Raw genomic sequence first — 25521 nt, 5'->3', positions numbered from 1 at the left:
GCGGGGTGGAAGTGTTGCACCGTGGTTCCTGCCTAGTTACAAGCGAGTGAACGGCGGTTGGTGCGAAATTAGTGTTGAATCGACTCAAAGTCAATGACGAGATACGCGGAGATTTGCGTACTCTCCGATCAGCGGAGCCATCTGTCTGAACCCGATCTTGCCTCCGGCCAGGGGGGAACCGCCGATCGAGCCGTCGTCCTCCCAGCGGAACGAGACCAAATCGTTGATTGAGAAGCTCACCGCTCCCCCCTTGACCTCCACCCGCACCGTGTAGGGCCCGTCCGCGTCCATCACCCCCGGCAGCGGATCCGCACCCTGCGCGACCAGGTGAAACCCGTGGCTCTTACGCAGGTTGCAGGTGTGCAGGGCCCGCTCGGAGGCCCACATGCGGCGGAAGTAGGACACGTGGTAGGCGTCGATGTCGCCGTGGTGATACTGCTCGTACGGCCCGGTGCGCGGTGGCGTATCGAACAGATCTTCACCGTTCCTTCCCCTGGCGTGGAAGAACATGATCGCCAGCCCCGGCTCCCGGATCGGCCAGAACTCCCACTCGATCCGCACCTCTGCCGGAAACTCCTCCGGGCACCACAACACCAGGTTGGCCGCCTGCCCGTCGGAGGCCGGTCTCCGGCTCTCCAACCTCAGCCTCCCTTGGGGGAACGACGTGGCCCCGTCCCCTTCCATCCGGAATCCGGCCAGGTCATCGGGGGTGGACAGGGGGTTGTGGTAAATCTCGCTCACGGGACTCCTTCGGGGACGCAGTTGTTCGTCATCTCTCCGCCACGGGCCGGACCTTCTGATGCACGGGGCCCGCCATTGCATCGCACCTCGGGACCGGCATGCACACGCCACCACCTGCGGTGCGGGCGCGGTGCACACACCCGCAAGCCCAGCTCACGCCGCCGCCCACGCTGGCGCGCCGCGTCGGCGAGAAGGTGAACGGAGGGGCCCGGCGCAACGCGCACGGCCACCAGCACACCGACCACCACCAGCACAGGAACAGCCGCACACCGACCACCACCGGCGCAGGAACCGCCGTACGCCGACCGGCGCAGGAACCGCCGTACGCCGACCGGCGCAGAGCCCGCCGCACAGCGGCCACCACCGCACGCCGACCACCGCTGGCGCGGAACCGGCCGCGCAGCGACCAGCACGTCGATCGATACCGGCGGCAAGAGCTGCCAGACGTTCACATGCACGCACCCGTCAGCCGAGCCGGCCCCAAGAGAAAGAGCAGCTCACCCTTCCCGGCGCAACGCGCTCGACTCTCGAATCACCAGGTCAGGCTGGAAGATGACCTGGCGATGCCGATGTTGTTCAGGCTCGGCCACCTCCTCCAGCAACAAATCGATGGCCGTCCGGCCCAGCAGTTCCCGAGGTTGCCGGACGGAGGACAGCGGCACGGCGGCAGCGGCGGCGAAGTCGATGTCGTCGTACCCGATGATGGCCAGGTCCTGCGGGACCCGGAGCCCGTGGGAGGCCATCGCCTGTAAAAAGCCCAGCGCCATCATGTCGTTGGCGCAGAAGGCGGCGGTGGGCCGTTCGTCGGCGGGCAGGGCCGCGACCCGCTCCCCGATCGCCCGTCCCTCGGCCACTGTGAGCGTGGAGGCGGTGCAGGTGAGCAGTTCGACGGCGCCGTCGGCGGCGGCGCTGGTCACGCCGGCGTGCCGGTCGGCCACCTGTTTGATGGACGGCGGCCCGCCGACGAACATGATGCGCCGGTGCCCGCGTTCGATGAGGTGAGCGCCGGCGATCTGCCCGCCGAGCCGGTCGTCCACGGCCACCGAGCACTGCAGCCCGGTCGCCGGGCTGTCGACCAGCACCACGGGGGTGCCCCGGGCGGTCAGTTCCTCCAGCCAGGGGGTGTCCATCTCGACTGGGGTGATCAGTATTCCCATCACCCGCTGCTGTTCGAGCTGGTCGAGGTGGCGGCGCTCGCGGCCGGGGTCGCCGGCGCTGTTGCAGAGCACCACCATCGTGTCGTGATCGTCGGCCACCGCTTCGGCGCCCTGGGCCACGTCCACGAAGAACGGGTTGGACACGTCGAGCACGACTAGCCCGACCGTACGACTACGGCCCATCCGCAGGTGGCGGGCCACCTCGTTGCGGACGAACCCGAGTTTCTTGATCGCTTCGAAGACGCGTTCGCGTGTGGCGGGGGACACGATCTCGGGGCGGTTGAGCACATTGCTCACCGTGCCCACTGAGACGCGCGCCAGCTGCGCGACCTCCTTGATGCTCCTGGTCGCCATCGATCCTCACGAGGCCGTGCTGCTGAATGTGCGGAATCCGCCGCTCGTGGCGCTCGCGAAGGAGCACCGTGAAGCGCAGGAAACGCTACGTACGGCGCACCGCAGAACGCGGTGCACCGTGAACTCGGCTCATCATAGCGGCATTCAAGATTCTTTTGAATCGTCTCAACGACTCGACTCGGTGACCGTGGCGGCGCCGGACTTCATGCCGTCGAGCATCAGGCGCAGGTAGCGCCGCGGATCGGCGGCCACAGGCGCGGGCAGGGAGTCGGGGTGGCAGGTGAAGACGTTCAACAGGTGGATGAGGTCCTCGACACCGACGTCGGGGCGCATCGAGCCCTCGGCCTGCGCACGGCGTACGAGCTCGTCGAACTGCCCCACCCACCGCTCGCGCACCCGCGCGAACTCGGTCCTGTCCACGATCACCTCGTCCGGCAGCACGGCCAGCGCGGTGGACAGCGCCGTGCGGCCCGGCTCGGCGGCCCAGGAGATGAAGTCCCAGATCGCGCCCCAGGCGTCGGCGGTGCTGCCGCACGCCGTGTCGAGCGCCTCCGCCATCGTGTGGATGTAGTGGTCGCCGACGGCCGCGATCAGGGCGTCGCGGTCGGGGAAGCGGCGGTAGAGCGTGCCGACGCCGACGCCGGCGCGCTTGGCGATGGCCTCCATGGGGGCGTTGACGCCGCGCTCGGCGACGACCTCCGCGGCCGCCTCGACGATCTTGCCCAGATTCCGCCTGGCATCCGCGCGCACGTACGACCCCCAAGTGGACGACTCGATTCCGCTTAGTGTACCGTCCCAACAACCGGAATTCGAGATTCCACTTACGGAGGTCCCCGCATGATCGTGGTAACCGGTGCCACCGGCAACATCGGCCGTGCCCTCGCCGGGCGGCTGCGCGGCCACGACGCCCTCGCCGTCGTCCGCCGCCCGGCCGACGACCTGGGCATTCCGTACAAGCTGGCCGATTTCGACCGGCCCGAGACCATCGGCGAGCTGCTCTCGCCTGGCGACAGGCTCTTCCTCAACAGCGGGATCTGGCCCGGCTTCATCGACGCCCACCGCGCCGTCATCGACCTTGCCGCCAAGGCGGGCGTGGCGCAGATCGTCTCGGTGTCGGTACGTGACGCCGCCCCCGGCGCCAAGCTCGGCATGGGCCTGCACGGCGTGGTCGACGCCCACCTGCGGAAGTCGGGCGTGCCCTGGGCGATCCTCCAGCCGAGCGGCTTCATGCAGACCCTGCCGCGCGACTTCAAGGGCGGCACCATGTACGGCTCGTACGGCCCTGCCCCCGTCAACTACATCGACACGCGCGACATCGCCGACGTGGCCGCCACCCTGCTGACCAGCCCGGTCGGCCCGGACCGCGACCACCTCCTCACCGGCCCCGAGTCCCTGTCGCACGAAGGCATCGCCGCGGAGATCGGCAGGGCCCTCGGCCGCCCCGCCCGGTACGTGAACCTGTCCGTCCCGGAAATGGCCGCCCACCTGGAACGCCAGGGCATCCCGCAGGAGTTCGCCGGCGAACTCGCCGAGCTCCAGGCCAGAACCGGCGACGGCGGCTGGGCTGCGACCACGACCGTGGTGAAGGACGTGACGGGCCGCCCGCCGCGCACCTGGCCGACCTTCCTCGCCGACCACACGGACGCCTTCATGCCATGAGACGACCGCGAAGACGCCGTCTCGTGAAACGACCACAAGGAAGGACGCCGCCTCACGAGACGGCCGCGAGAATGCCGCCTTATGAGCCCAGCCTCATGAGCCCAGTCTTATGAGGCTGGGCTCATGAGCCAGTCTTATGAGCCAGGCTTATGAGCCCAGCGAATCGGGATCGACCACGCGGACGCGTACGGCCCTGAACAGGGCGGGCGTCTCACGCAGGACCGCCAGCCGCGGATCGGGCACCACCAGAAACGGCTCCCGCTCCAGCGCCAGCAGAGGCGCCATCCGGCGGTCCGGCCGCAGGGCGTCCACCGCCCTGCGGTCCCCGCCGAGCACCACCGCGTCCAGCTCCCCCAGGTGCGGCGTCAACACCCGCACCGCCGTCTCCATCGCGTCGTCGAACGCCTGGGACGCCTGGTTGCGCCGCCGCCTGGCGAAGCGCTGCTGCGACCACCCGCCCGCCGCCGTACGCCCCTGCACCAGCCGCGACCCCACCTTGGACGCCACCAGCTCGCCACCTTTGAAGACCCCGGCCGCGTACCCGCCGAGCCGCACCAGGAACACCCCGACCCGCCGATCGGCGCCGGAGTGGGCGACCAGCCGGCTCACGTGCGGCGGCCCGAAGGGCATCATGGGCGGGAAGGGCACGTGCAGCTCGGCCAGCGCCCCGTCGGCGGCCACCAGCCGCACGACCTGCCGGTCTCCGCTCGCGGTGAACGGCCCGTGGCGCCCGGCGAAGCCGTCGATCCACGGATGCAGGCGCTCAGGCGGCACCGTGACCCACCGGCCGCCGCCCCTCGCCGGACGCGCGCTCATGCCCCGAAGGTTAGCCGAACCCGCTCCCCCGGCCTGCGACGAGGGAACCAAAACGGAAATGTCGGTAAATTTTGTTTCGCGGGGCTTCTGATGCCGCTGTGGCAGGAGCACCATCTGTACGTGTCCTCCCTGCTCACCAGTCCCATGGTGGATCTTGACAGCGGTGCCGTCATCGCGCACCCCGCCATCGTGGACTCCACCGGCTCCCTCAGGGCGGCACCGCTGCCCATGATGCTGGAACTGCCGGTAAGGGTGGTGCTGGCGGGCGCGGGCGCGCTGGCTCCCCTGCACGAGGCGCTGCGACGGGCGGGCCGCCACCCCCGTGAGGCCATCCTGCTGCTCACTGGACCGTGCCAGGAACAGGACCGGCCGCTGCTCAGGGTGGGGATCGACGGGTTGCGCTCGATCGGGTACCTGCTCGGCTTCGCCCATGTGGGCACCGCGGGCCCGGCCTTGGACGTGCTGGCGCAGGCGGCCCCGTACCTGCTGGCCCTCGACCCCGACGTGGTGGCGCGCATCCCCGGCGACCACCGGGCGGCCGCGGTGGCGCGGGCGGTGGCGTCGCTGGCGCGCGGTATCGGCGCGCACGTGCTGGCGCCGGGCGTCGAGCGGGAGGCGCAGGTGGCGGTGATCCGCGGCCTCGGCGTGCGCTTCGCGCACGGTCCCCTGCTCGCGCCCGGCCCCGACGGCAGGATACGGGTGCCGCTGCCGATCGCCGACGAGTCCCACGCCACGGTCATGCTCGGCCCCCGCGTGCAGGAGCTGCTGCTCCCTGCCGTGACACTGCCGGCGGAGGCGAAGGCGGAGGACGCGGTGGCGGCGTTCGGGCACGAGCAGACGATCACCAGCGTGATCCTGGTGGATGAGTTCCAGCGGCCCAAGGGCAGCCTGGACCGCAGCCGGTTCCTGCTGTCGTTCGCGGCCAGGTACGGCCACGCCCTGCACGGCTCGAAGCCCGCCCAGCGCCTGGCCGACCCGCCCCGCACGGTGCCACGCACGACCCCGGCGATCGCGGCCATGCAGGCGGCGGGCAGGGACGCGACCCGCGTCTACGACGACCTGGTGGTCACCGACGAGCTGAACCGCTGCCTGGGCATCGTCCGCGTCTCCGACCTGATCAGGCAGGTGGCCGCCATCAGAGGCTGAGCGGGCCTACAGCCAGCCCTGGGCCTGGGCCCGCCGCACCGCCTCGATGCGGTTGCGGGCCTGCGTCTTCTGGATGGCCGAGGACAGGTAGTTGCGCACCGTGCCCTCCGACAGGTGCAGCTTGGCGGCGATGTCACCGATCGTCGAGCCGTCCGCCGCCGCGGCCAGCACGTCGCGCTCGCGCCCGGACAACGGGTTGGGCCCCGCGCTGAGCGCCGCCGCGGCCAGGCCGGGGTCGATGACCCGCTCCCCCGCGTGCACCCGCCTGATGGCCGCCGCCAGCTCCCTGGCCGGACTGTCCTTGACCAGGAACGCCACCGCTCCCGCCTCCATCGCCGTGCGCAGGTAGCCCGGCCGCCCGAACGTGGTCAGGATCATCACCCGGCACCCCGGCACCCGCTCGGTGATCGTCGCGCAGGCGGTGAGCCCGTCGGTGCCGGGCATCTCGATGTCGAGCAGCGCCACGTCAGGACGCACGTCCAAGGCCACGGCCAGCGCCTGCGCACCGTCGGCGGCCTCGCCGACGACCTCGATGTCGGGTTCGAGGCCCAGCAGGGAGGCCAGCGCGCCGCGGATCATGCCCTGGTCCTCGGCCAGCATCACCCGGATCACGCGCACACCCCCGCGGGGACCAGCACCCGCAGCAGGTGGCCGCCGCCCGGCTCCGGGCCCGCCGTGACCGTGCCGCCCGCGCCCGACACCCGCTCGGTGAGGCCGCGCAGTCCACTGCCCATCTGGTACGGCCCGCTCTCGCCGCCTCCGTCGTCCATGATCTCCAGGGTGGCGGTTCCGCCGTCGAACGTCATCTTGATCTCGCACCGCGAGGCGCGCGCGTGGCGTACGACGTTGGTGATGCCCTCGCGCACGGTCCACCCGAACAGCCCGTCGAGCAGGCTGGGCAGCGGCGTCCCTGAGACCCGCACCTCGGGGCGCACCCCGGCCGCCGCCAGCACCACCCTGGCGTTGTCGATCTCCTCGGCCAGGCTGCGCTGCCGGTAGCCGGTCACGGCCTCGCGCACTTCGAGCAGGGCCTTCCTGGCGACCGACTCGATGTCCCCGAGCTCCTGGCGCACCTGGGCCGGCTCCTCGGCCAGCCGCCCGGCCAGCTCGCTCTTGAGCACGATCAGCGACAGGCTGTGGCCGAGCAGGTCGTGCAGGTCGCGGGCGATGCGCAGCCGCTCCTCCGTGGCCGCCAGCCGGGCCACCTCGTCCTGGGCCAGGCGCAGCTTGTAGCTGAGCACCCGGGTGTTGCGGACGCCGATGAACAGAATGCCCAGCGTCACCACCTGGAGGACCAGCACGATGAGGCCCTCGGTCTCGCTCCCGTTGATCACGCCCGCGGCGATCACGGCGAGCAGGTTCACCAGCATCGCGCCCAGGGCCCAGGCGGCCGGCAGGGCGAACCCGTACAGGACGACGGTGTAGACGGGCAGGCTCAGCCAGGAGCCGCCGAAGACCAGTGCCCCGACGATGCCGAGCACGCTGGTGAGCACGAGCAGCGGCAAGGTCCAGGGGCTTGCCTCCTCCATGCTCCTGGGGCTCAGCACCGTGGACAGAAAGGAGGTGACGAACGCGACGAGCAGCACGCCCGCCCAGAACGCCCGCGCCCCCGTGAGCACGCCGAGCACGATCTCCCCGACGGGGAAGACCAGGTAGACGAGCCCGACCGAGATGCCGAACAGTCTCCGTCTGCGCGAGGACACCCCGTCGTCGCTCCCGAAACTGATCCTCTCCGCGAAACTCATCCCCGTACAGTAGCCCGGCGGTAGAGGAAGGCCGCCGCCCCGCCCAGCACGACCGCCCACGCGGCCACGACCAGCACGTCCACGGCGGCCACGCCCTGGCCCGCGGCCACGCTCCACCCGAGTCCCGCGTAGTGGTAGGACGGCGTGACCGTGGCGACGGCCCGCATCGTGTCGCCGAAGATCTCGGGCGGGAACCACAGGCCGCCGGCGATGGCCAGGGCGAACATGCAGATCATCGAGGCCGGCTGCGCGGCGTCGGCCGTCAGCACCGACCCGATGGCCAGCCCGAGCGCGATGAACGGCACGGTGCCCACCCACATGACCAGCAGCAGCAGCGCCCACCTGCCGGGCGGCAGCGACACGCCCTGCTGCAGGATCGCGACGAGGCTCACCAGCAGCAGCGACGGCAGCACGAGCACCAGCGCGGTGACGAGCTTGGCGACGATGATGGCCCAGCTCGGCAGCGGGGTGATCTGGAGCTGGCGCAGCCAGCCGGACTGCCGCTCGGTCGCCAGGGGCACGGCGGAGCTCATCATGGACGAGGCCAGCGCGCCGTAGGCGGCCATGGACACCATCAGGGTGACGCTGAAGCTGACGCCTCTGGCGTCCGTCTGTTTGCCGTAGATGTTGGCGTTGATCAGGTAGAGCATGACGGGGAAGGCGACCACGAAGATGAGGTAGCGGCGGTTGCGCAGCATGCGCACGGCGTCGATCTTGGCGAAGTTCAGCATCAGGACTCCCTGGTGAGCTGGAGGAAGGCGGCTTCGAGGTCGGCGCCGGAGACCTTCAGGCGGTGCACGTCGAGGGTGGTGCTCCGGTAGAGCCCGGCCAGGGTGGCGTCGACGTCGGAGGTGTGCAGGGTGGCCGTACCGTCGAGGATCTCCACCACGGTGACGCCGGGCAGCAGGTCGAGCCCGGCCGCGGGCTGGTCGCCGAGTGCGAAGCTGACGGCGTGCCCGCCGGCGTCGGCCTTGATCTGGGCGGCGGTGCCGTCGGCGGCCAGCCGGCCCCTGGCGACGACGATCACCCGGTCGGAGTGCTCGTCGGCCTCCTCCAGGTAATGGGTGGCGAACAGCACGGTCCTGCCGCCTGCGGCGTAGTCGTGCATGCTCGCCCAGAACCGCAGCCTGGACTCCACGTCCATGGCCGCGGTCGGCTCGTCGAGCAGCAGGATCCTGGGGGCTCCCGCGATGGCCAGGGCGAACCGGACCCGCTGCGTCTGCCCGCCGGACAACTTGTTCGCCCGCCGCCCCGCCAGGTCGGTCAGGTCCGCCAGTTTCAGCAGTTCGTCCAGGGCGAGCGGGCGCGGGTAGAGGCGGCGGACGAGGTCGATGAGTTCCTTGACGGTCAGCTCGGGGATGAGCGCGCCGTTCTGCAGCATGGCCCCCATCTCGCCGGCCTTGACCGCCTCCGCCGGGCTGTGGCCGTGCACCTCGATCGTCCCCTTGGTGGGGGCGAGCAGACCGAGCAGCAGGTTGATGGAGGTCGACTTGCCCGCGCCGTTGGGCCCGAGCAGTGCCACGGTCGAACCGGGCTCGATGGCGAGCGAGAGGTCGTCGACGGCGAGCACGTCCCCGTAGTGCTTGCTGACGTGGTCGAACACGATCGCGTTCGTTGGGGCGTTCATGGAGGGAACGCTAGGTCCGCGGGGGTGGCCGGGGTTAGTGCGTTCCCTCCGCCGTTGGCGGTGACATTTGTCAGGTCACACGGCTCACCAGCCCCGTATCCAGGCTGTAGTAGGCGCCGATGACGGTGGCGCTGCCGTACAGGAGGGGGTCGGCTCTCAGGCGCGAGACGGTCCGCTGGATGTGGGCGTGGGCCATGGGCTCGACCCGGCCGTCGCAGGTGGCGAAGGCGGGTTCGAGGGCCGCGACGATGTGGGGCAGTTCGCCGGGCAGGGTCAGCCGCCGGCGTAAGGCCCGGGCGGCGGCCGTGACCGCGCCGCAGCGCTGGTGGCCTAAGACGACGACGAGGCTGGCCCGCAGGTCCTGCGGGCCGTACTGGACGGCGGCGGTGACCAGGGCGTCGAGGGTGTGCGCCGCGGTGCGGACGACCAGCAGGTCGCCGAGGCCGACGTCGAAGACGACCTCTGGTGGCACGCGGGAGTCGATGCAGGACAGCACGACCGCGTGGGGCGCCTGGCGCGTGGCGACCTGTTTCCTGCGCCGGGCGTCCTGGTGCGGGCGGTGGGACCTGCCCGCCGCCCAGCGCCGGTTGCCTTGCTCGAGTAAGGTCCACATCTGCCTGGCGGCACCACGCCAGGCTACCGATTCGTTACGCACGGTTGCGATATGCCCGCCTGGCCCGTGGCCTAGCGGGCATATCTCACAGGCGGCAGGCGTAGATGGCGGTGACCAGGATGGCTCTTGCGCCGATCTCCCAGAGCTGGTCCATCATCTGCTGGTGGCCCTTGCGCGGGACCATCACCCGGACGGCGACCCAGCCCTCGCGGTGCAGCGGCGAGACCGTGGGGCCCTCCATGCCGGGCGCGAGCGCGATGGCCTCCTCGATCCGCTCGGCGCGGATGTCGTAGTCCATCATGACGAAGTCGCGGGCGTGCACGACGCCCTTGACGCGGCGGACGAGCTGCTCCGCGCTCGCCGTCTCCGGCGCGCTCTGCCGCTTGATCAGCACGGCTTCCGAGCGCATGATCGGCTCGCCGAACACCTCCAGGCCGACGTTGCGCAGCGTGGTGCCGGTCTCGACGACGTCGGCCACCGCGTCGGCCACGCCGAGCCTGATGGCGGTCTCGACGGCGCCGTCGAGCTTGATCACGCGGGCGTCGACGCCCTGGTCGGAGAGGTATTTGTCGAGCAGGCCCGCGTAGGAGGTGGCGATGCGCCTGCCGTCGAGATCGCTGACGGACGTCATTGCGCCGGCCGTGGCGGCCAGCCGGAAGGTGGAGCCGCCGAAGCCGAGCGGCATGATCTCCTCCACCGGGGCGCCGGAGTCGACCAGCATGTCCCTGCCGGTGATGCCGACGTCGAGGGTGCCCTCGCCGACGTAGACGGCGATGTCGCGAGGGCGCAGGAAGAACAGCTCGCAACCGTTGGCCTCGTCGACCACGACGAGTTCCTTGCTGTCCCTGCGTGGCCGGTAACCGGCCTCTTTCAGCATGTTCTGGGCGGCCTCGCTGAGCGCGCCCTTGTTGGGTACTGCCAGACGCAGCATGTCAGGTCCTTTGTGTCTCGCTCTCGATGTCTCCAGGTCAGGGGCGCTCGGCGCCCTAGAGATGCTTGTAGACCTGGTCGAGGCCGATGCCCTTGGCGATCATGAGCACCTGCACGTGATAGAGAAGCTGCGAGATCTCCTCGGCTGCCCTGTCGTCTGACTCGTGTTCGGCCGCCATCCAGCTCTCGGCGGCCTCCTCGACGACCTTCTTGCCGATGGCATGGACGCCGGCGTCGAGCGCGGCCACGGTGCCCGAGCCCGCGGGCCGGGTCGTGGCTTTCTCTGACAGCTCGGCGAACAGCTCTTCGAAGGTCTTCATGGTCTCTCTCGTCGGTCGGCTACGTGCCTGATAAGCCTAGTCTGCGTCATGGGGTGACGCCGCCCCGCGTCCGCCACGCGAGACGGCTCCCTCACCTGCTTACCGAATTCACCCCAGCGCCTTCTTCGCGGCGGCGACGCGTTCCATGGCGTGCGCCGTCTCCCCGCCCTCATGCCCGTTGTACGGATACACCCTGATGTCCTTCGCCCCCGCGTAGTGGTTGTAGGCTGCGAACACCGTGGACGGCGGCGTGATCCCGTCCTGCAGCCCCACCGAGAACAGGGCGGGTGTGGCGGCGCGGGCGGCGAAATTGACCCCGTCGAAGTACGCCAGCGTCTCGAAGACCCGCTCCACCTGGTCCTTGAACGCCCGGCAGTACGCGGCCAGCTCGGCGTAGGGGTGCTCGGGGGTGATCTGCGTGGCGTGCCTGATGTGGCACATGAACGGCACGTCGAGCAGCGCGCAGGCCAGGCCTGAGTCCAGGTCGGCGGCCAGGGCCGAGACGGCCAGCGCGATCGCCCCGCCCTGGCTGGCGCCGCCCACCGCCACCGCGCCCACGCCGGGATGCGCCCTGGCGGCCTCCACCGCGCGTACGGCGTCGGTGTAGAGCCGCCGGTAGTAGTAGGCGCCGGGGTCGTGGATGCCGCTGGTCATGACGCCGGGCGTCTGCGGCCCGGTGCCGGGGAACGGGTCCGCGGTGTCGCCGCGCCGCCACCCGCCCGCGCCCTGGCCCCTGCTGTCCATGGCGAACACCGCGTAGCCGAAGCTCGGCCACAGCAGCCAGTCGATCGGCAGGCCGCGGCCGCCGCCGTATCCCTGGTACTCGATCACGCACGGCACCGGGCCCGTGACGTGCCGTGGCAGGAGCAGCCAGCCCTTGATGCGGTGGCCGCCGAAGCCGGCGAAGGTGACGTCGTACACGTCGGCGACGGTCAGCTCGCTCGGGACGGGGGTGAACTCGGGGGCCAGGTCGTGGGCGCGGGTCTCGGCGAGCGTGCGCTGCCAGAAGGCGTCGAAGTCGGCGGGCTCGGCGCGTTCCGGGAGGTATTCGCGCAGTTGCGCGAGTGGCATGTCGACGAACACGGACGTTCCTCGGGGCTCGGGGAGATCGAATGATCCCCACTCTATGGTCGTGAACCGGGAAAGCAATCCGTTTGCGAGCACCTTCGCATAGATCGTTCCATGTCATCAACGCCCCAGGTCATCACCATAGCCGGAGAGGCCCGATGAAACTTACACGCCCCCCTATTGTCACTTACCCGTTTAAGTGGTGAGATCCCTACATCCACCGGCGAGAGATCGGACGGGCCTCCATGCGACGAACCATGGCAGCGTGTAGCACGGTCCTGCTCCTGGGCACGGGCTGTGCCACCAGCGGCCAGACGCCGACCGAGCAGGCAGACCAGAACACCCCGGCGACCCTGTCCTTCTGGTCCACGGGCGGCGACGACGAGACCGCGATCTTCCAGAAGGCGGCCGACCTCTACCACCAGAGGCACCCCAACGTGACGATCAAGGTGCAGACCCTGTCGTGGGACGACGCGTACGCCAAGCTCCTCGCGGCGGCCACCAGCCGCAGCGGACCGGACGTCATCTCCGGCGGCATGACGTGGACCATCCAGTTCGGCGCCAGGGGCGCCATGGTCGACCTGCGCAAGCATGGTCTGGATTCGCTCAAGGCGCAGGCCCAGCCCGCCCAGTGGGAGTCGGCGATCTCCCCCGACGGCTCGGTGTACGGCGTGCCGCTGGACATGTCCACCCTCGCCCTCTACTACCGCACCGACCTGCTGGCGAAGGCCGGGCTCGACGCCCCGCCCAAGACGTGGGAGGAGCTGACCGAGGACATCGGCAAGCTCAAGGCCGCCGGGGTCAAGAAGCCCTACAGCCAGGACTGGGGCAACCTCGACTGGATCGGCTACTTCAACTACCTCTACCAGGCGGGCGGCACGTTCTACACCCCCGACTGCAAGCCCTCGCTCGGCACCCCGCAGGCCGAGCAGGCACTGAAGTACTGGGTGGACCTCTATCGCAAGCACGGCGCGCCGACCGCCAGCGTGGAAGCCTCCGACGCGCTGGACACCGGCACCGCCCTGGTGGTCGGGGGCAACTGGATCGCCAAGGGCATCGACGTCAACAAGCCGAATCTGAAGGGCAAGTGGGCGATGGCCCCGCTGCCCGCCGGGCCCGCCGGGCCGACCACGTTCATCGGGGGCCGCGCGATGGGCGTGACCGCCTTCAGCAAGCACGCCCAGACGGGCGCGGACTTCGTCAAGTTCATGTACAGCGATGAGGCCATCACCGCGATCGTGGAGGAGGCCAGGAAACGGAACCTGCCCTACATCCCGCCGCGCCCCGACAAGGTGGTGAGCGCCTCGTCGTTCGCGCCTGAGCAGGCCCAGGTGTTCGAGCAGTCGATCAGGACGGGCAAGGCCGCACCGGGCTGTCCCGGCTGGGACGAGAGCGCACCGGACGTCTCCAAGCAGCTCCAGTCGGCCATTCTCGGCAAGGCGGACGTCAAGACGGCGCTGACCGAGGCGGCCAAGGTCATGGAGCGCAACGCCGGATAGCCGGGAGTCTGAGATGGCCAACCCTGTCCCCCTGCGCAGCAGGCTGCGCCGCTACGGCACCTCGTACGCGATGTTGCTGCCCTTCCTCGCGCTCTTCGCGGGGTTCTTGCTCTGGCCGCTGGCCAATTCGCTCTACCTGAGCTTCACCACGTTCGACGGGATCAACCCGGCCGCCTTCACCGGCCTGGACAACTTCCGTGACCTGCTCGACGACACCAGGTTCCGCCACGCCCTGGGCAACACCGCCGTGTACGTGGTGGCGTCGGTCGCGCTCGGCACCCTGCTCTCGCTCGGGCTGGCGCTGGCCTTCAACGGCACCGGCTGGGCGCACCGGATCATGCGCACCCTGTTCTTCCTGCCCTCCGTGACCTCCTCGATCGCGCTCATGCTCATGTGGAAGTGGGTCCTGTTCCCCAGCGACGTGGGCCTGGCCAACACGATCGTGAGCTGGTTCGGCGGCAGGGCGGTCGCCTGGCTGGCCACGCCCGGCCTCACGATCCCGATCCTGGTGCTGATGGCGGTGTGGGGCGGCATGGGCTACGGCATGGTGCTGTACGTCGCCGGGCTCGGCTCCATCCCCGAGGAGTACGACGAGGCGGCCAAGATCGACGGCGCCTCGACCTGGCAGCGGTTCCGCCACATCACGCTGCCGCTGCTGCGCCCGGTCACCACGTACGTCGTCGTGACCGGCCTCATCGGCGCGTTCCAGGTGTTCGAGGCCGTCTACATCGTCTTCAGGGGCACCAACATGATCGGCGGCGTGCTCGACTCCGGCCTGATGATCGTGCCCTACCTCTACGACCAGGGATTCACCCACTTCAAGCTGGGTTACGCCTCGGCCATCGCCTGGGTGCTGTTCCTGATCATCTTCGTGCTCAGCCTCGCCAACCTGCGTCTGGGCCGCGCGACGAAGGAGTTGTGATGGCGCTCGCCCCAGCGGAGACGATCGCCCCGGCGCCGCCGTCCCGGCGTGGGAGCACCGGCACCGGCGGGCGCTCCCGGGTCAACCGGCATCTGCTGCGCCTGCCGTTCTACCTGTTGTCGCTGACGATGATCGCGCCGTTCTACTGGCTGCTCATCACCGTGTTCAAGCCGCCGTCCGAGCTGGCCAGGACGCCTCCGTCCTTCGTGCCGGAGTCGCCGACCCTCGCCAACTTCTACGACCGGGACTGGTCGCCCGAGCGGATCAACCCCGGCCATCTGCAGGGCATCTTCCAGCGTTTCCAGGTGGACTTCGGGTTCTGGCGGTTCCTGTTCAACAGCCTGTTCATCACGACCGCGATCACTGTGGTGTCGTTGCTGATCTGCTCGCTGGCCGCGTACGTGATCGCCAAGCACGACATCAAGGGCCGCAGGACGATCTTCCTGATGATCGTCGCCTCGATGATGGTGCCCTGGCAGACCACGCTGATCCCGAACTACGTGATCATGCGGAACCTGGGCTGGCTGGACAGCTACGCCGCCTATGTCGTCCCGGCGCTGGCCAAGGCGTTCGTGCTGTTCTTCCTGGTGCAGTTCCTGCAGTCGGTGCCGAACGAGCTGATCCAGGCGGCCAGGGTGGACGGGGCCGGGGAGTGGCGGATCTGGTGGCGGATCGTGCTGCCGTTGCTGCGGCCGGCGCTCGCGGCGATGTCGATCTTCATCGTGCTCGCGGAGTGGAACAACTTCCTGTGGCCGCTGATCATCGTGCAGAGCGACGAGATGGCCAACCTGCCCGTCGCCCTGGCCCGGCTCAACTCCTACTACGCCGGGCCCGACCACCAGGGCGCGATCATGGCGGGCGGGCTGCTGGCGTCGATCCCGACGATCGTCTTCTTCCTGATCTTCCAGCGGTACTTCACCCGCGGCATCGCCCTCAGCGGCCTGAAGGGCTGAGGGCCTGAAGGGCTGAGGGCCTGACGGGCTGAGGCGCTGACGGGCCGCGGAACTTCAGGACTTCAGGACCTCAGGGCCGAAGGGCCGGAAATGACGCTGCCCGCCGTGCCTCCACTCGCGGGAGAGGCACGGCGGGCAGGCCGTGTGCTGTCAGATGGGATCAGCGCTCGAAGCGGCGGCCCGAGTTGCGGCGGAAACCGCCACCGGTGCCGCGCTCGTCCGGACGCCCACCACCGGAACGGTAACCGTCACGCGGCGCACGCTCGTCAGAGGGCGCGCCACCGGAACGGTAGCCGTCACGCGGCGCACGCTCGTCGGAGCGGTAGCCACGGTCACGGGCGGGCGCGTCGGTCGCCGAGAACGGACGGCCACGGTCGGCGGCGTAGCGGCCACCGCGGTCGTCTGACCGGAAGCCACCACCGCGCGGCCCACGGTCGTCCTGACGGACCGGACGCTCGTCGGAGCGGTAGCCGCCCCGCGCCGCGCCGTCTCGGCGACGGTCGTCGCTCACCGGGCGCGACTCCTGAGTACGCGCGACCGGCCGGTCACCCTCGGTGTGCCTGCGCGGGCGCCGGTCATCACCGGCGTTGAACGGGCGGTCTCCGTCCTCGTGGCGGCGGGGGCGACGATCACCGTCGAACTCACGCCTCGGACGACGGTCACCGTCGAAATCCCGGCGACCACGGCGGCCGCCACCCCTGCGCTCGGAGGTGCCGCCTTCGCGGCGCGGGCGCAGCGGCTTGCGGACGTCCGGCTCCCACACGGGGACGGGCTCGCCACTCGGCGTGCGGGCGCCGGCCACCTCGGCGACCCGCGGGTGACCGGGGGTGGCCTTGAGGCGGAACGGCTGGATCCCGGCGCGACGGGTGAGGGCGTCGGTGGAGCGGCGCTCGTTGGGCAGCACCAGCGTGACGACGGTGCCCTTCTCACCGGCGCGGGCCGTGCGGCCGCCCCGGTGCAGGTAGCTCTTGTGGTCCTGCGGCGGGTCCACGTGCAGCACCAGGCTGATGTTGTCCACGTGGATGCCGCGCGCCGCGACGTCGGTGCAGACCAGCACGTTGACCGAACCCTCGCGGAACTCGGCGAGGATGCGGGTGCGCTGGTTCTGGCGCTTGCCGCCGTGCAGGCCGCCCGACTTCACGCCGACCCTGGCCAGCTGCTTGCACAGCCGGTCCACGCCGTGCTGGGTGCGGACGAAGATGATCGTACGGCCCTCGCGGTTGGCGATCTCGGCCGTGACGTCGAACTTGTCGTCGCGCGACACCTGCATGACGTGGTGCTCCATGGTGTCGACCGGCGAGTTCGCCGAGGCCACGGAGTGGGTGATCGCGTTGTTCAGGAAGCGCCGCACCAGCTTGTCGACGTCGCCGTCGAGCGTGGCCGAGAACAGCAGCCGCTGCCCGTCGGCCGGGGTCTGCGCGAGCAGTTCGGTGACGACGGGGAAGAAGCCGAGGTCGCACATGTGGTCGGCCTCGTCGAGGATGCTGACCTGGACGTCGCCGAGTGAGCACTCACCCTGCCGGATCAGGTCGCCCAGACGGCCGGGGGTGGCGATGACGATGTCAACGCCGCGGCGCAGGGCCTCGATCTGCTTGCCCATGGACATGCCGCCGACGATGACCTTCATGCGCAGCCCGAGGCCGCGGCCCAGGGGCTCAAGGGCGTCGTGGACCTGCAGGGCGAGCTCACGGGTGGGAACGAGGATCATCGCGTGCGGCCGCCCGGGGGCGGGCCTCACACCGGCGATGCGGGCCATGGTGGGGAGGCCGAAGGCGAGCGTCTTGCCGGAGCCGGTCTGGCCCCGGCCGAGCACGTCGTGGCCAGCGAGCACGTCGGGGATCGTCGCGCTCTGGATGGGGAACGGGCTGTCGAAGCCCAGCTTGGCCAGTCCGTTGACGAGCGGCTTGGGCAGGCCCAGCAGCTCGAATTCGGACGGGCCCTGCTCGGGGGTTTCACCGAGCTCGGGCATGACAGCGTCAAGCATGGTCACGAAAGTCGTGCCTTTCAGTCGAAGTGGCACGTCACTTCTGCGAAAGGACGAGCCATTACGCGCAGCTCTTGGCCGCGCAGGTTCAAGGGCGCCCGCCGCCATGGGGGCGGGTATGAGGGGGATACACCGGGGCACCGGCCGCAGGCGGCGCGTGTGACGCGTGATGAGACGTCAGGTGTACCTGATTACCAACGCCGGGGATGTTATCGGATATTCCCCGGGTATGGGTCCGGACCTTCCGAATCCCGGCATGGGCACGCTGAAACGGCTGACGCTTGACGACAGCCGCAACAGCAGAAAAGATCAGACGTTAAAGCCTAGCATACGCAGCTGCTCGCGCCCCTCGTCGGTGATCTTGTCGGGGCCCCACGGCGGCAGCCAGACCCAGTTGATCTTCACGTCGGAGACCATACCATCCAGCGCGGAGTGGGCCTGGTCCTCGATGACGTCGGTCAGCGGGCAGGCCGCGCTGGTCAGCGTCATGTCAATGGTGCACACGGGCTGCGCGCCGTCGGCCGCGTCGAGGTTGAGGCCATAGATCAGGCCCAGGTCAACGACGTTGATGCCGAGCTCGGGGTCGACGACGTCCTTGAGCGCTTCCATGATCTCTTCGGTCGTCGTGTCGCCGTCGAAGCCGGTTGGCGTTTCCACGGGCTTACTCATTCGGCAGCACTCCTCACAACAGCGTCCTTGTAGGCCATCCAAGAAAGCAACGCACATTTAACACGCGCCGGAAACTTGGCCACGCCCGAGAACGCGACCGCGTCGCCGAGGACGTCCTCGTCGGCCTCCACCTGCCCCCTGCCCTGCATGAGCCGGGTGAACTCGTCGACCACGGAGAGCGACTCCGTCACGGTCGAGCCGGTGGCCAGCTCGTGCAGCACGGAGGCGGCGGCCTGGCTGATCGAACAGCCCTGGCCCTCGTAGGAGACGTCCAGGACCTTGCCGGCGTCGCCCACCTTGACCCTGAGCGTGATCTCGTCGCCGCACGTGGGGTTCACGTGGTGAACCTCGGCGTCGTACGGCTCGCGCAGCCCCCGCCCCTGCGGGTGCTTGTAGTGTTCCAGGATCAGCTCCTGGTACATCGACTCGCCGATCATGGCTATGCGAACACCTTCTGAACGTGATGGAGACCGCGCACCAGGGCATCGATCTCGCCCGTGGTGTTGTACAGGTAGAAGGACGCCCGCGTGGTCGCGGGTATTCCGAACCGCAGGTGCAGCGGCCGGGCGCAGTGGTGCCCGACGCGTACGGCGACCCCGAACTGGTCGTCCAGGATCTGCCCCACATCGTGCGGATGTATGCCCTCCAGCGTGAACGACACCGTGCCCCCGCGCTGCTCCAGCGTCTCAGGACCGATGAGGCGCAGGGTGGGCACGTCGCGCAGCGCTTCGAGCGCGTAGGCCGTCAGCGTGCGCTCGTGCGCCTCGACGGCCTCCATGCCGACCTCGGTGAGGTAGTCGACCGCCGCGCCGAGCCCGATGGCCTCGACGATCGGCGGCGTGCCCGCCTCGAACTTGTGCGGGATCGGCGCGTACGTCGAGTGGTCCATCCAGACCGCCTCGATCATCTCGCCGCCGCCCAGGAACGGGGGCATGGCGTCGAGCAGCTCGGCCCGCCCCCAGAGCACGCCGATGCCGGACGGGCCGACCATCTTGTGACCGGTGAAGGCCACGAAGTCGGCGCCCAGCTCGGTGACGTTCACCGGGTGGTGCGGCACGGACTGGGACGCGTCGAGCGCGATCAGCGCGCCGACCTCGTGGGCCCGCGCGGCCACCGCGGCGACCGGGTTGACGGTGCCGAGGACGTTGGACTGGTGGGCGATCGAGACGATCTTCGTCCGCTCGGTGATGATTTCGGGCGTGTAGTCGAGCCGCCCGTCGTCGGTGACGCCGAACCACTTCAGCGTCGCGCCGGTGCGCTGCGCGAGCAGCTGCCACGGCACGATGTTGGAGTGGTGCTCCATCTCGGAGATGACGATCTCGTCACCGGGGCCGAGGGTGAAGCGCGGGTCGGTGTTGGCGGGGTTGCCGAAGGAGTAGGCGATCAGGTTGAGCGCTTCCGAGGCGTTCTTGGTGAAGATCACCTCGTCGCGCGACGGCGCCCCGACGAAGCCCGCGACCTTGTCGCGGGCGCCCTCGTAGGCGTCGGTCGACTCCGCTCCGAGCACGTGCATGGCGCGCCCGACGTTGCTGTAGTGCAGCGCCAGGTGATCCCGCATGGTCTCGATGACCTGATTGGGCTTCTGTGAGGAGTTGCCCGAGTCGAGATAGACGAGCGGTCGCCCGTCGGGCAGCTCGCGGGAGAAGATCGGGAAGTCCTTCCTGATCTTCTCCACATCGAGGCTGGTGTATGTCATGCAGATGCCTTCGTGTACTGCTCGTAGCCCTCGGCCTCGAGCTTCTCGGCCAGTTCCGGCCCGCCCTCCTCGACGATCCGGCCGGCCGCGAAAACGTGCACGAACTCCGGCTTCACGTAGCGCAGGATGCGGGTGTAGTGCGTGATGAGCAGCACACCGGTCTCGCCCGAGGCGCGGAAGCGGTTGATGCCCTCGGACACCACGCGCAACGCGTCCACGTCGAGGCCGGAGTCGGTCTCGTCGAGCACCGCGATCTTCGGCTGGAGCAGCTCCATCTGAAGGATCTCGTGGCGCTTCTTCTCACCGCCGGAGAAGCCCTCGTTCAGGTTGCGCTGGGCGAAGGCGGCGTCGATGGACAGCGCGTCCATGCCGTTCTTGAGGTCCTTGGCGAACTCGCGCAGCTTGGGCGCCTCGCCGCGGACGGCGGTGACGGCCGAGCGCAGGAAGTTCGACACCGAGACGCCGGGGACCTCGACCGGGTACTGCATCGCCAGGAACAGGCCCGCGCGGGCCCGCTCGTCAACGGACAGCTCCAGCAGGTCCACACCGTCGAGCAGCACCTGGCCGCCGGTGATCGTGTATTTGGGATGGCCGGCGATCGCGTAGGCGAGCGTCGATTTGCCCGAGCCGTTCGGGCCCATGATGGCGTGGGTCTCCCCGGCCTTCACGGTCAGGTTGACGCCGCGCAGGATCTGCTTGTCCTCGACGGCGACCTGCAGGTCACGGATCTCAAGGGTGGACATGTGCTTAGGACTCCTTCGAGAGCGAGACGAGGACGTCATCGCCGTCGATCTTGACTGTGTAGACGTTCACGGGCTGGGTCGCGGGCGGGCCGGTGGACTTACCGGAGCGGATGTCGAAGCACGAGCCGTGCAGCCAGCACTCCAGCGTGCTGTCGTAGACCTCGCCCTCACTGAGCTTGACCTCGGCGTGCGAGCACACGTCGTGCAGGGCGAAGACGTCCTCACCCTTGCGCACGAGCGCGACCGGGGTGTCCCCCACCTCGACGCCGATCACCCCCTCGTCGGGGATGTCGTCGAGCTTGCACACCTTTTCGAAGTCACTCATCGGGCGAGCTCCGCCTCCACCGCGCCGAGCACACGGTCCCGGATCTCCGCGATCTGGATCTTTTCGATGAGCTGGCCGAGGAAGCCCCTGATGACCAGGCGGCGAGCCTCGTCGTAGGGGATGCCGCGGGCCTGGAGGTAGAACAGATGCTCGTCGTCGAGACGGCCGGAGGCGGAGGCGTGCCCCGCTCCCGCGACCTCGCCGGTGAGGATCTCCAGGTTGGGCACCGAGTCGGCGCGGGCGCCGTCGGTGAGGATCAGGTTGCGGTTGAGCTCGTAGGTGTCGGTGCCCTCGGCCTCGACCCTGATGATCACGTCGCCGATCCAGACGGCGTGCGCCCGCTCGCCCTGCAGCGCGCCCCGGTAGTCGACGTTGCTCTTGCAGTTGGGCTGCGAGTGGTCGACCAGCAGGCGGTGCTCCAGGTGCTGCCCGGCGTCCGCGAAGTAGACGCCCGACATGTCGGCGTCGCCGCCAGGGGCGGTGTAGGTGACGGTGGGCGACAGGCGTACGAGGTCGCCGCCGAGCGTCACCACGAAGCTGCGGAACGTCGCGTCCTTGGCGAGCTGGGCGTGGTGGTGCGAGACGTGGACCGCGTCGTTCTCCCAGTCCTGCAGGCTGACGACCCGCAGGCTGGCGCCGTCGCCGACGACGAACTCGATGTTGTCGGCGTAGACGGCGCTGCCCTTGTGGTCGAGCACGATCACGGCCTCGGCCAGCGGCTCCACCTTGACCACGATGTGGCCGTAGGCGGCGCCGTCACCCGAGCCGGTCAGCGTCAGCACGGTGTGCTTGGACGTGACGGCCTCGCGCGGCACCGTGATCACGGTGGCCTTCTCGAAGCTGTTCCACGCCTGGGCGCTCACCCGGTCGCCGGGCACGAACGCCTTGCCCACGCGGGCGTCGTCGCGCCCGACCGTCTCGACGGTCACCTCGGGGGCCGCGTCCACGTCGACGCGTACGTGGCCCACAGGCTCGGCCTTGCCGTTGTGCAGCCCCTTCAGGCGCGAGAGCGGCGTGAAACGCCACCCCTCCTCGCGCCCGGTCGGGACCTCGAAGTCGGCCAGATCGAAGGACGACTTCTCGTGCAAGGTCGACAGGGGCTTCTCGTTCAGGCCCATCAGCCGACGGCTCCTTCCATCTGCAGCTCGATCAGCCGGTTCAGCTCGAGCGCGTATTCCATGGGCAGCTCACGCGCGATCGGCTCCACGAAGCCGCGCACGATCATCGCCATCGCCTCGTCCTCGCCGAGCCCGCGGCTCATGAGGTAGAACAGCTGGTCCTCGCTGACCTTGGAGACCGTGGCCTCGTGGCCCATCGAGACGTCGTCCTCGCGGACGTCGACGTAGGGATAGGTGTCGGAGCGGCTGATCTGGTCGACGAGCAGGGCGTCGCACTTGACGGTGCTGGCGCTGCCGTGGGCGCCCTCCTCGATCTGCACGAGACCGCGGTAGGAGGTACGGCCACCGCCGCGCGCCACCGACTTGGAGATGACGCTGGAGCTGGTGTTGGGCGCCAGGTGCACCATCTTCGAGCCGGCGTCCTGGTGCTGGCCCTCACCCGCGAACGCGACGCTCAGCGTCTCGCCCTTGGCGTGCTCGCCCATCAGGTAGACGGCCGGGTACTTCATCGTGACCTTGGAGCCGATGTTGCCGTCGATCCACTCCATGGTCGCGCCCTCGTAGGCGACGGCGCGCTTGGTGACCAGGTTGTAGACGTTGTTCGACCAGTTCTGGATGGTCGTGTAGCGACAACGGGCGTTCTTCTTCACGATGATCTCGACGACCGCGCTGTGCAGCGAGTCGGAGGAGTAGATCGGCGCGGTGCAGCCCTCGACGTAATGCACGTAGCTGTTCTCGTCGACGATGATCAGGGTCCGCTCGAACTGGCCCATGTTCTCGGTGTTGATCCGGAAGTAGGCCTGCAGCGGGATCTCGACCTCGACGTTCGGCGGCACGTAGATGAACGAGCCACCGGACCACACGGAGGTGTTGAGCGCGGCGAACTTGTTGTCGCCCACCGGGATCACCGAGCCGAAGTACTCCTTGAAGAGCTCCTCGTGCTCCTTCAGGCCCGTGTCGGTGTCGACGAAGATGACGCCCTTCTCCTCAAGGTCCTCACGGATCTTGTGGTAGACGACCTCGGACTCGTACTGAGCCGCGACGCCGGCGATCAGGCGCTGCTTCTCGGCCTCGGGGATGCCGAGCTTGTCATAGGTGTTCTTGATGTCGGCGGGCAGCTCGTCCCAGGAAGCGGCCTGCTTCTCGGTGGAGCGCACGAAGTATTTGATGTTGTCGAAGTCGATGCCGGTGAGGTCGGAGCCCCACGTGGGCAGCGGCTTCTTGTGGAACAGCCGGAGGCCCTTCAGGCGAAGGTCCAGCATCCACTCCGGCTCATTCTTGAGCGCGGAGATGTTGCGGACGACCTCCTCGGACAGGCCGCGCTTCGCCGCCGACCCGGCGGCATCCGAGTCGGCCCAGCCGAACTTGTAATTGCCGAGGCCTTCCAGCTCCGGGCGGTCGGTGACAGTCACCTTCCGGTCTCCTTGCTCTTGTCTCTATGTGCGGAATCGGCCAACGACTGCGGGGACACGTGCGTGGTGCACACCCCGTCGCCGTGGGCGATCGTGGCCAGGCGCTGCACCGGCGTGCCGAGCAGTTGCGCGAACGCCTCCGTCTCGGCCTCACACAGCTGCGGGAACTCCGCGGCCGCGTGCGCCACCGGGCAGTGATGCTGGCAGAGCTGGTCGCCGCCTGACTTGGCCTTGCTGGCCGAGGCGGCATACCCCTCCGCCGACAGCGCCTGCGCCAGCACTTGCACGCGCTGGTCCGCCGGCACCGTCTGCATGACCGGTTCGAGCCTGTCGATCAGGCCAGAGACCTGCTCGTGGGCGAAGTCGGCCACGGCTTGCTGCCCCATGCGCTCGGCCAGGAAGCGTAGCGCGCTCCCGGCCAGGTCGTCATAGGCATGCTCGAAAGCACTGCGCCCCGCGTCGGTGATCGCGAACAGCTTGGCCGGCCGTCCGCGCCCGCGCTGTCCGCGCGGACGGACCGTGCGAGGCTCGATCATCCCGTCGGCCAGCAGCGCGTCGAGATGACGCCGGACCGCGGCGGGCGTGAGCCCGAGCCGCTCGCCGAGAGCGGCGGCCGCGACGGGGCCATGCTCAAGAATCAGCCTGGCGACACGGGCGCGGGTGCCGCGCTCGTTGCCTGGCTCCATCGTGGGCATGTTTTTCACAACATCAGTGTGCCGTAATTCCTTCCCGGATCACAAACGGATCTGAGCAGGGACGGGAATGGAATTTGTCACGCAGGGTAGCCTTACCTAACCTTTGCCCGGCCCAGAATCGTGAACGCCAGCGCCGAGCAGGCGAAAAGCCCGAGCATGACACACGCCATGGGAACGGCGGTCCCGGATCCGGCAAGTCCGACCAGCGGGGCCGCGGCCGCGCCCAGCGCGAACTGCAGCACGCCCGTCAGCGCCGAGGCGCTGCCGGCGATCTGCGCGGGCTGCGAGCCGAGCGCCAGGGCGCCGGCGCCGGGCATGGTCAGGCCCTGGCCCAGCATGATGACGAACAGCCCGGCCACGATGCCCGCCAGGCCGAGCCCGGCCAGCGCGGCGGTCAGCAGCAGCACCGCGCCGACCAGGCCGATGGCCAGGCCGATGCGGACCAGCAGGACGGGCGGCACCCGTCCCGACAACCGGCCGCCGAGCTGGGCCATGCCGGTCAGGGCCAGGGCGTTGAGTCCGAAGATGAGGGAGTACTGCTGGGGTGTGGCGCCGTACACCTCCTGCAGGACGAACGGCGAGCCCGAGATGTAGCCGAACATGGCCGCGAACGCCAGGCCGCCGGTCAGGGCGTAGCCCATGAACCTGCGGTCGCGCAGGAGGTACCAGAAGGTGCTCACGGTGTGCTTGAGGCCGCCGCCCTCGCGCGCGGACGGGGGCAGCGTCTCGCGTACGCCCGCCAGCATGGCCAGGAGGAGCACGAGGCCCGCGACGCTGAGCGCCACGAACACGCCGCGCCACGACGTGAACGCCAGCAGTTGCGCCCCCGCGATGGGGGCCAGGATCGGCGCCAGGCCGCTGACGAGCATCAGCGTGGCGAAGATGCGGGCGATGGCCGCGCCGTCGTACAGGTCGCGCACGACGGCCCGCACGATCACCAGCGCGGCGCCGCCCAGCATGCCCTGCAGCAGGCGGAAGGCGATGAGCATCGGGACCGAGGGGGCGAACGCGCACAGCAGCGAGGCCACCATGAACCCGGCCACGCCCACCATCAGCGGCAGCCGCCGCCCGCGCACGTCGCTCACGGGGCCGGCGATGATCTGGCCCACGGAGACGCCGATGAGACAGGCGGTGAGGGTGAGCTGGACCTGGGCGGGGGCGCTGAGCATCTCGGAGGTGATGGCGGGCAGCGCGGGGAGGTACATGTCGATGGAGAGCGGGCCGATCGCCGACAGGGCGCCCAGGATCACCAGCAACGATCCCCGGCGGCTCTTCTGACTCGGTTGTACGGCGGTGGGCGTGGCTTGTGCTGCCACGGACATGCGTGCT

General features: G+C 69.4%; 27 protein-coding genes. 5 read left to right on the top strand and 22 right to left on the bottom strand.

The genetic code is table 11. From position 1 onward, the window contains the following. Window positions 1-90: 90 nt before the first annotated feature. The 3 genes from ACFPZ3_RS65200 to ACFPZ3_RS65190 form a co-directional block, all read right to left on the bottom strand. Window positions 91-741: a DUF1961 family protein gene (locus ACFPZ3_RS65200; protein WP_379524418.1), complete on the bottom strand. Its 651-nt coding sequence runs from the start codon at window positions 739-741 to the stop codon at window positions 91-93. Between the two features lie 497 nt (window positions 742-1238). Further along, window positions 1239-2252: a LacI family DNA-binding transcriptional regulator gene (locus ACFPZ3_RS65195; protein ID WP_379524417.1), complete on the bottom strand. Its 1014-nt coding sequence runs from the start codon at window positions 2250-2252 to the stop codon at window positions 1239-1241. A 165-nt stretch (window positions 2253-2417) separates the two neighbouring features. Beyond that, entirely contained in the window at window positions 2418-3002 is a 585-nt protein-coding gene (locus ACFPZ3_RS65190) for a TetR/AcrR family transcriptional regulator (protein ID WP_379524416.1), read from the bottom strand. A gap of 87 nt (window positions 3003-3089) precedes the next feature. On the opposite strand from ACFPZ3_RS65190, the gene ACFPZ3_RS65185 reads away from it, so the two are divergent. Then, window positions 3090-3911, top strand: coding sequence for an NAD(P)H-binding protein (locus tag ACFPZ3_RS65185; RefSeq protein ID WP_379524415.1), 822 nt, complete (start codon window positions 3090-3092; stop codon window positions 3909-3911). Window positions 3912-4058: 147 nt separating this feature from the next. Here ACFPZ3_RS65185 and ACFPZ3_RS65180 read toward each other — a convergent pair whose 3' ends face one another. Further along, complete coding sequence (locus ACFPZ3_RS65180) at window positions 4059-4727, bottom strand: acVLRF1 family peptidyl-tRNA hydrolase (protein WP_379524414.1); 669 nt, start codon at window positions 4725-4727, stop codon at window positions 4059-4061. 90 nt (window positions 4728-4817) lie between these two features. Here ACFPZ3_RS65180 and ACFPZ3_RS65175 point away from each other — a divergent pair, with 90 nt between their 5' ends. Beyond that, window positions 4818-5873 (top strand): EAL domain-containing protein, encoded by a 1056-nt coding sequence (locus ACFPZ3_RS65175; protein WP_379524413.1) that lies wholly within the window; start codon window positions 4818-4820, stop codon window positions 5871-5873. Between the two features lie 6 nt (window positions 5874-5879). Here the strand turns inward: ACFPZ3_RS65175 and ACFPZ3_RS65170 are convergent, their stop codons facing one another. The 8 genes from ACFPZ3_RS65170 to ACFPZ3_RS65135 all read right to left on the bottom strand — a co-directional run bounded on the left by ACFPZ3_RS65170 (window position 5880) and on the right by ACFPZ3_RS65135 (window position 12191). Then, window positions 5880-6485: a response regulator gene (locus ACFPZ3_RS65170; RefSeq protein WP_379524412.1), complete on the bottom strand. Its 606-nt coding sequence runs from the start codon at window positions 6483-6485 to the stop codon at window positions 5880-5882. Beyond that, window positions 6482-7618, bottom strand: a complete 1137-nt coding sequence (locus tag ACFPZ3_RS65165) for a sensor histidine kinase (protein WP_379524411.1) — start codon at window positions 7616-7618, stop codon at window positions 6482-6484. Before ACFPZ3_RS65165 ends, ACFPZ3_RS65170 begins: the two co-directional genes overlap by 4 nt. Then, window positions 7615-8349 (bottom strand): ABC transporter permease, encoded by a 735-nt coding sequence (locus ACFPZ3_RS65160; RefSeq protein WP_379524410.1) that lies wholly within the window; start codon window positions 8347-8349, stop codon window positions 7615-7617. The genes ACFPZ3_RS65165 and ACFPZ3_RS65160 overlap by 4 nt, the downstream gene beginning before the upstream one ends. Continuing rightward, window positions 8349-9245 (bottom strand): ABC transporter ATP-binding protein, encoded by an 897-nt coding sequence (locus ACFPZ3_RS65155; protein ID WP_379524409.1) that lies wholly within the window; start codon window positions 9243-9245, stop codon window positions 8349-8351. Before ACFPZ3_RS65155 ends, ACFPZ3_RS65160 begins: the two co-directional genes overlap by 1 nt. Window positions 9246-9315: 70 nt before the next feature. Next, on the bottom strand, window positions 9316-9858 hold the full coding sequence (locus tag ACFPZ3_RS65150; protein ID WP_379524408.1) for a carbonic anhydrase: 543 nt from the start codon (window positions 9856-9858) through the stop codon (window positions 9316-9318). 85 nt (window positions 9859-9943) lie between these two features. Next, window positions 9944-10789 (bottom strand): ATP phosphoribosyltransferase, encoded by an 846-nt coding sequence (hisG, locus tag ACFPZ3_RS65145; protein WP_379524407.1) that lies wholly within the window; start codon window positions 10787-10789, stop codon window positions 9944-9946. A gap of 55 nt (window positions 10790-10844) precedes the next feature. Beyond that, window positions 10845-11108 carry a phosphoribosyl-ATP diphosphatase gene (locus ACFPZ3_RS65140; RefSeq protein WP_132516046.1) on the bottom strand — a complete coding sequence of 88 codons (264 nt, stop codon included), beginning with the start codon at window positions 11106-11108 and terminating at the stop codon, window positions 10845-10847. Window positions 11109-11216: 108 nt separating this feature from the next. Next, complete coding sequence (locus ACFPZ3_RS65135; RefSeq protein ID WP_379524406.1) at window positions 11217-12191, bottom strand: acetylxylan esterase; 975 nt, start codon at window positions 12189-12191, stop codon at window positions 11217-11219. A gap of 242 nt (window positions 12192-12433) precedes the next feature. On the opposite strand from ACFPZ3_RS65135, the gene ACFPZ3_RS65130 reads away from it, so the two are divergent. Genes ACFPZ3_RS65130 through ACFPZ3_RS65120 form a run of 3 tightly spaced genes read left to right on the top strand, consistent with a single transcriptional unit; the run spans window position 12434 to window position 15550 of the window. Further along, window positions 12434-13675 (top strand): extracellular solute-binding protein, encoded by a 1242-nt coding sequence (locus ACFPZ3_RS65130; protein WP_379524405.1) that lies wholly within the window; start codon window positions 12434-12436, stop codon window positions 13673-13675. A gap of 13 nt (window positions 13676-13688) precedes the next feature. Further along, window positions 13689-14597, top strand: coding sequence for a carbohydrate ABC transporter permease (locus ACFPZ3_RS65125; protein ID WP_379524404.1), 909 nt, complete (start codon window positions 13689-13691; stop codon window positions 14595-14597). Then, a complete protein-coding gene (locus ACFPZ3_RS65120) occupies window positions 14597-15550 on the top strand; it encodes a carbohydrate ABC transporter permease (protein ID WP_379524403.1) in 954 nt (317 codons plus the stop codon). Before ACFPZ3_RS65125 ends, ACFPZ3_RS65120 begins: the two co-directional genes overlap by 1 nt. Before the next feature lie 160 nt (window positions 15551-15710). Here the strand turns inward: ACFPZ3_RS65120 and ACFPZ3_RS65115 are convergent, their stop codons facing one another. The 10 genes from ACFPZ3_RS65115 to ACFPZ3_RS65070 form a co-directional block, all read right to left on the bottom strand. After that, the gene (locus tag ACFPZ3_RS65115) at window positions 15711-17534 is read right to left on the bottom strand and encodes a DEAD/DEAH box helicase (protein ID WP_379524402.1); all 1824 of its coding nucleotides are present in this window, start codon (window positions 17532-17534) and stop codon (window positions 15711-15713) included. Window positions 17535-17843: 309 nt separating this feature from the next. Further along, window positions 17844-18203: a metal-sulfur cluster assembly factor gene (locus ACFPZ3_RS65110; RefSeq protein WP_379524401.1), complete on the bottom strand. Its 360-nt coding sequence runs from the start codon at window positions 18201-18203 to the stop codon at window positions 17844-17846. Then, window positions 18200-18640, bottom strand: coding sequence for a Fe-S cluster assembly sulfur transfer protein SufU (gene sufU / locus ACFPZ3_RS65105; RefSeq protein ID WP_379524400.1), 441 nt, complete (start codon window positions 18638-18640; stop codon window positions 18200-18202). The genes ACFPZ3_RS65110 and sufU overlap by 4 nt, the downstream gene beginning before the upstream one ends. A 2-nt stretch (window positions 18641-18642) precedes the next feature. Further along, window positions 18643-19899: a cysteine desulfurase gene (locus ACFPZ3_RS65100; protein ID WP_379524399.1), complete on the bottom strand. Its 1257-nt coding sequence runs from the start codon at window positions 19897-19899 to the stop codon at window positions 18643-18645. Continuing rightward, the gene (gene sufC / locus ACFPZ3_RS65095; RefSeq protein WP_379524398.1) at window positions 19896-20642 is read right to left on the bottom strand and encodes a Fe-S cluster assembly ATPase SufC; all 747 of its coding nucleotides are present in this window, start codon (window positions 20640-20642) and stop codon (window positions 19896-19898) included. The genes ACFPZ3_RS65100 and sufC overlap by 4 nt, the downstream gene beginning before the upstream one ends. A 4-nt stretch (window positions 20643-20646) precedes the next feature. Further along, a complete protein-coding gene (locus tag ACFPZ3_RS65090) occupies window positions 20647-20967 on the bottom strand; it encodes a non-heme iron oxygenase ferredoxin subunit (protein ID WP_379524397.1) in 321 nt (106 codons plus the stop codon). Continuing rightward, window positions 20964-22085, bottom strand: a complete 1122-nt coding sequence (gene sufD / locus ACFPZ3_RS65085; protein ID WP_379524396.1) for a Fe-S cluster assembly protein SufD — start codon at window positions 22083-22085, stop codon at window positions 20964-20966. The genes ACFPZ3_RS65090 and sufD overlap by 4 nt, the downstream gene beginning before the upstream one ends. After that, window positions 22085-23497 (bottom strand): Fe-S cluster assembly protein SufB, encoded by a 1413-nt coding sequence (gene sufB, locus ACFPZ3_RS65080; RefSeq protein ID WP_379524395.1) that lies wholly within the window; start codon window positions 23495-23497, stop codon window positions 22085-22087. Before sufB ends, sufD begins: the two co-directional genes overlap by 1 nt. After that, window positions 23494-24192, bottom strand: a complete 699-nt coding sequence (locus ACFPZ3_RS65075; protein ID WP_379524394.1) for a helix-turn-helix transcriptional regulator — start codon at window positions 24190-24192, stop codon at window positions 23494-23496. The genes sufB and ACFPZ3_RS65075 overlap by 4 nt, the downstream gene beginning before the upstream one ends. Before the next feature lie 92 nt (window positions 24193-24284). Beyond that, the gene (locus tag ACFPZ3_RS65070) at window positions 24285-25514 is read right to left on the bottom strand and encodes a multidrug effflux MFS transporter (RefSeq protein WP_379524393.1); all 1230 of its coding nucleotides are present in this window, start codon (window positions 25512-25514) and stop codon (window positions 24285-24287) included. Between the last annotated feature and the right edge of the window lie 7 nt (window positions 25515-25521).

The organism is Nonomuraea insulae (assembly GCF_042656245.1).
This window is presented reverse-complemented; position numbering and strand designations above follow the sequence as displayed.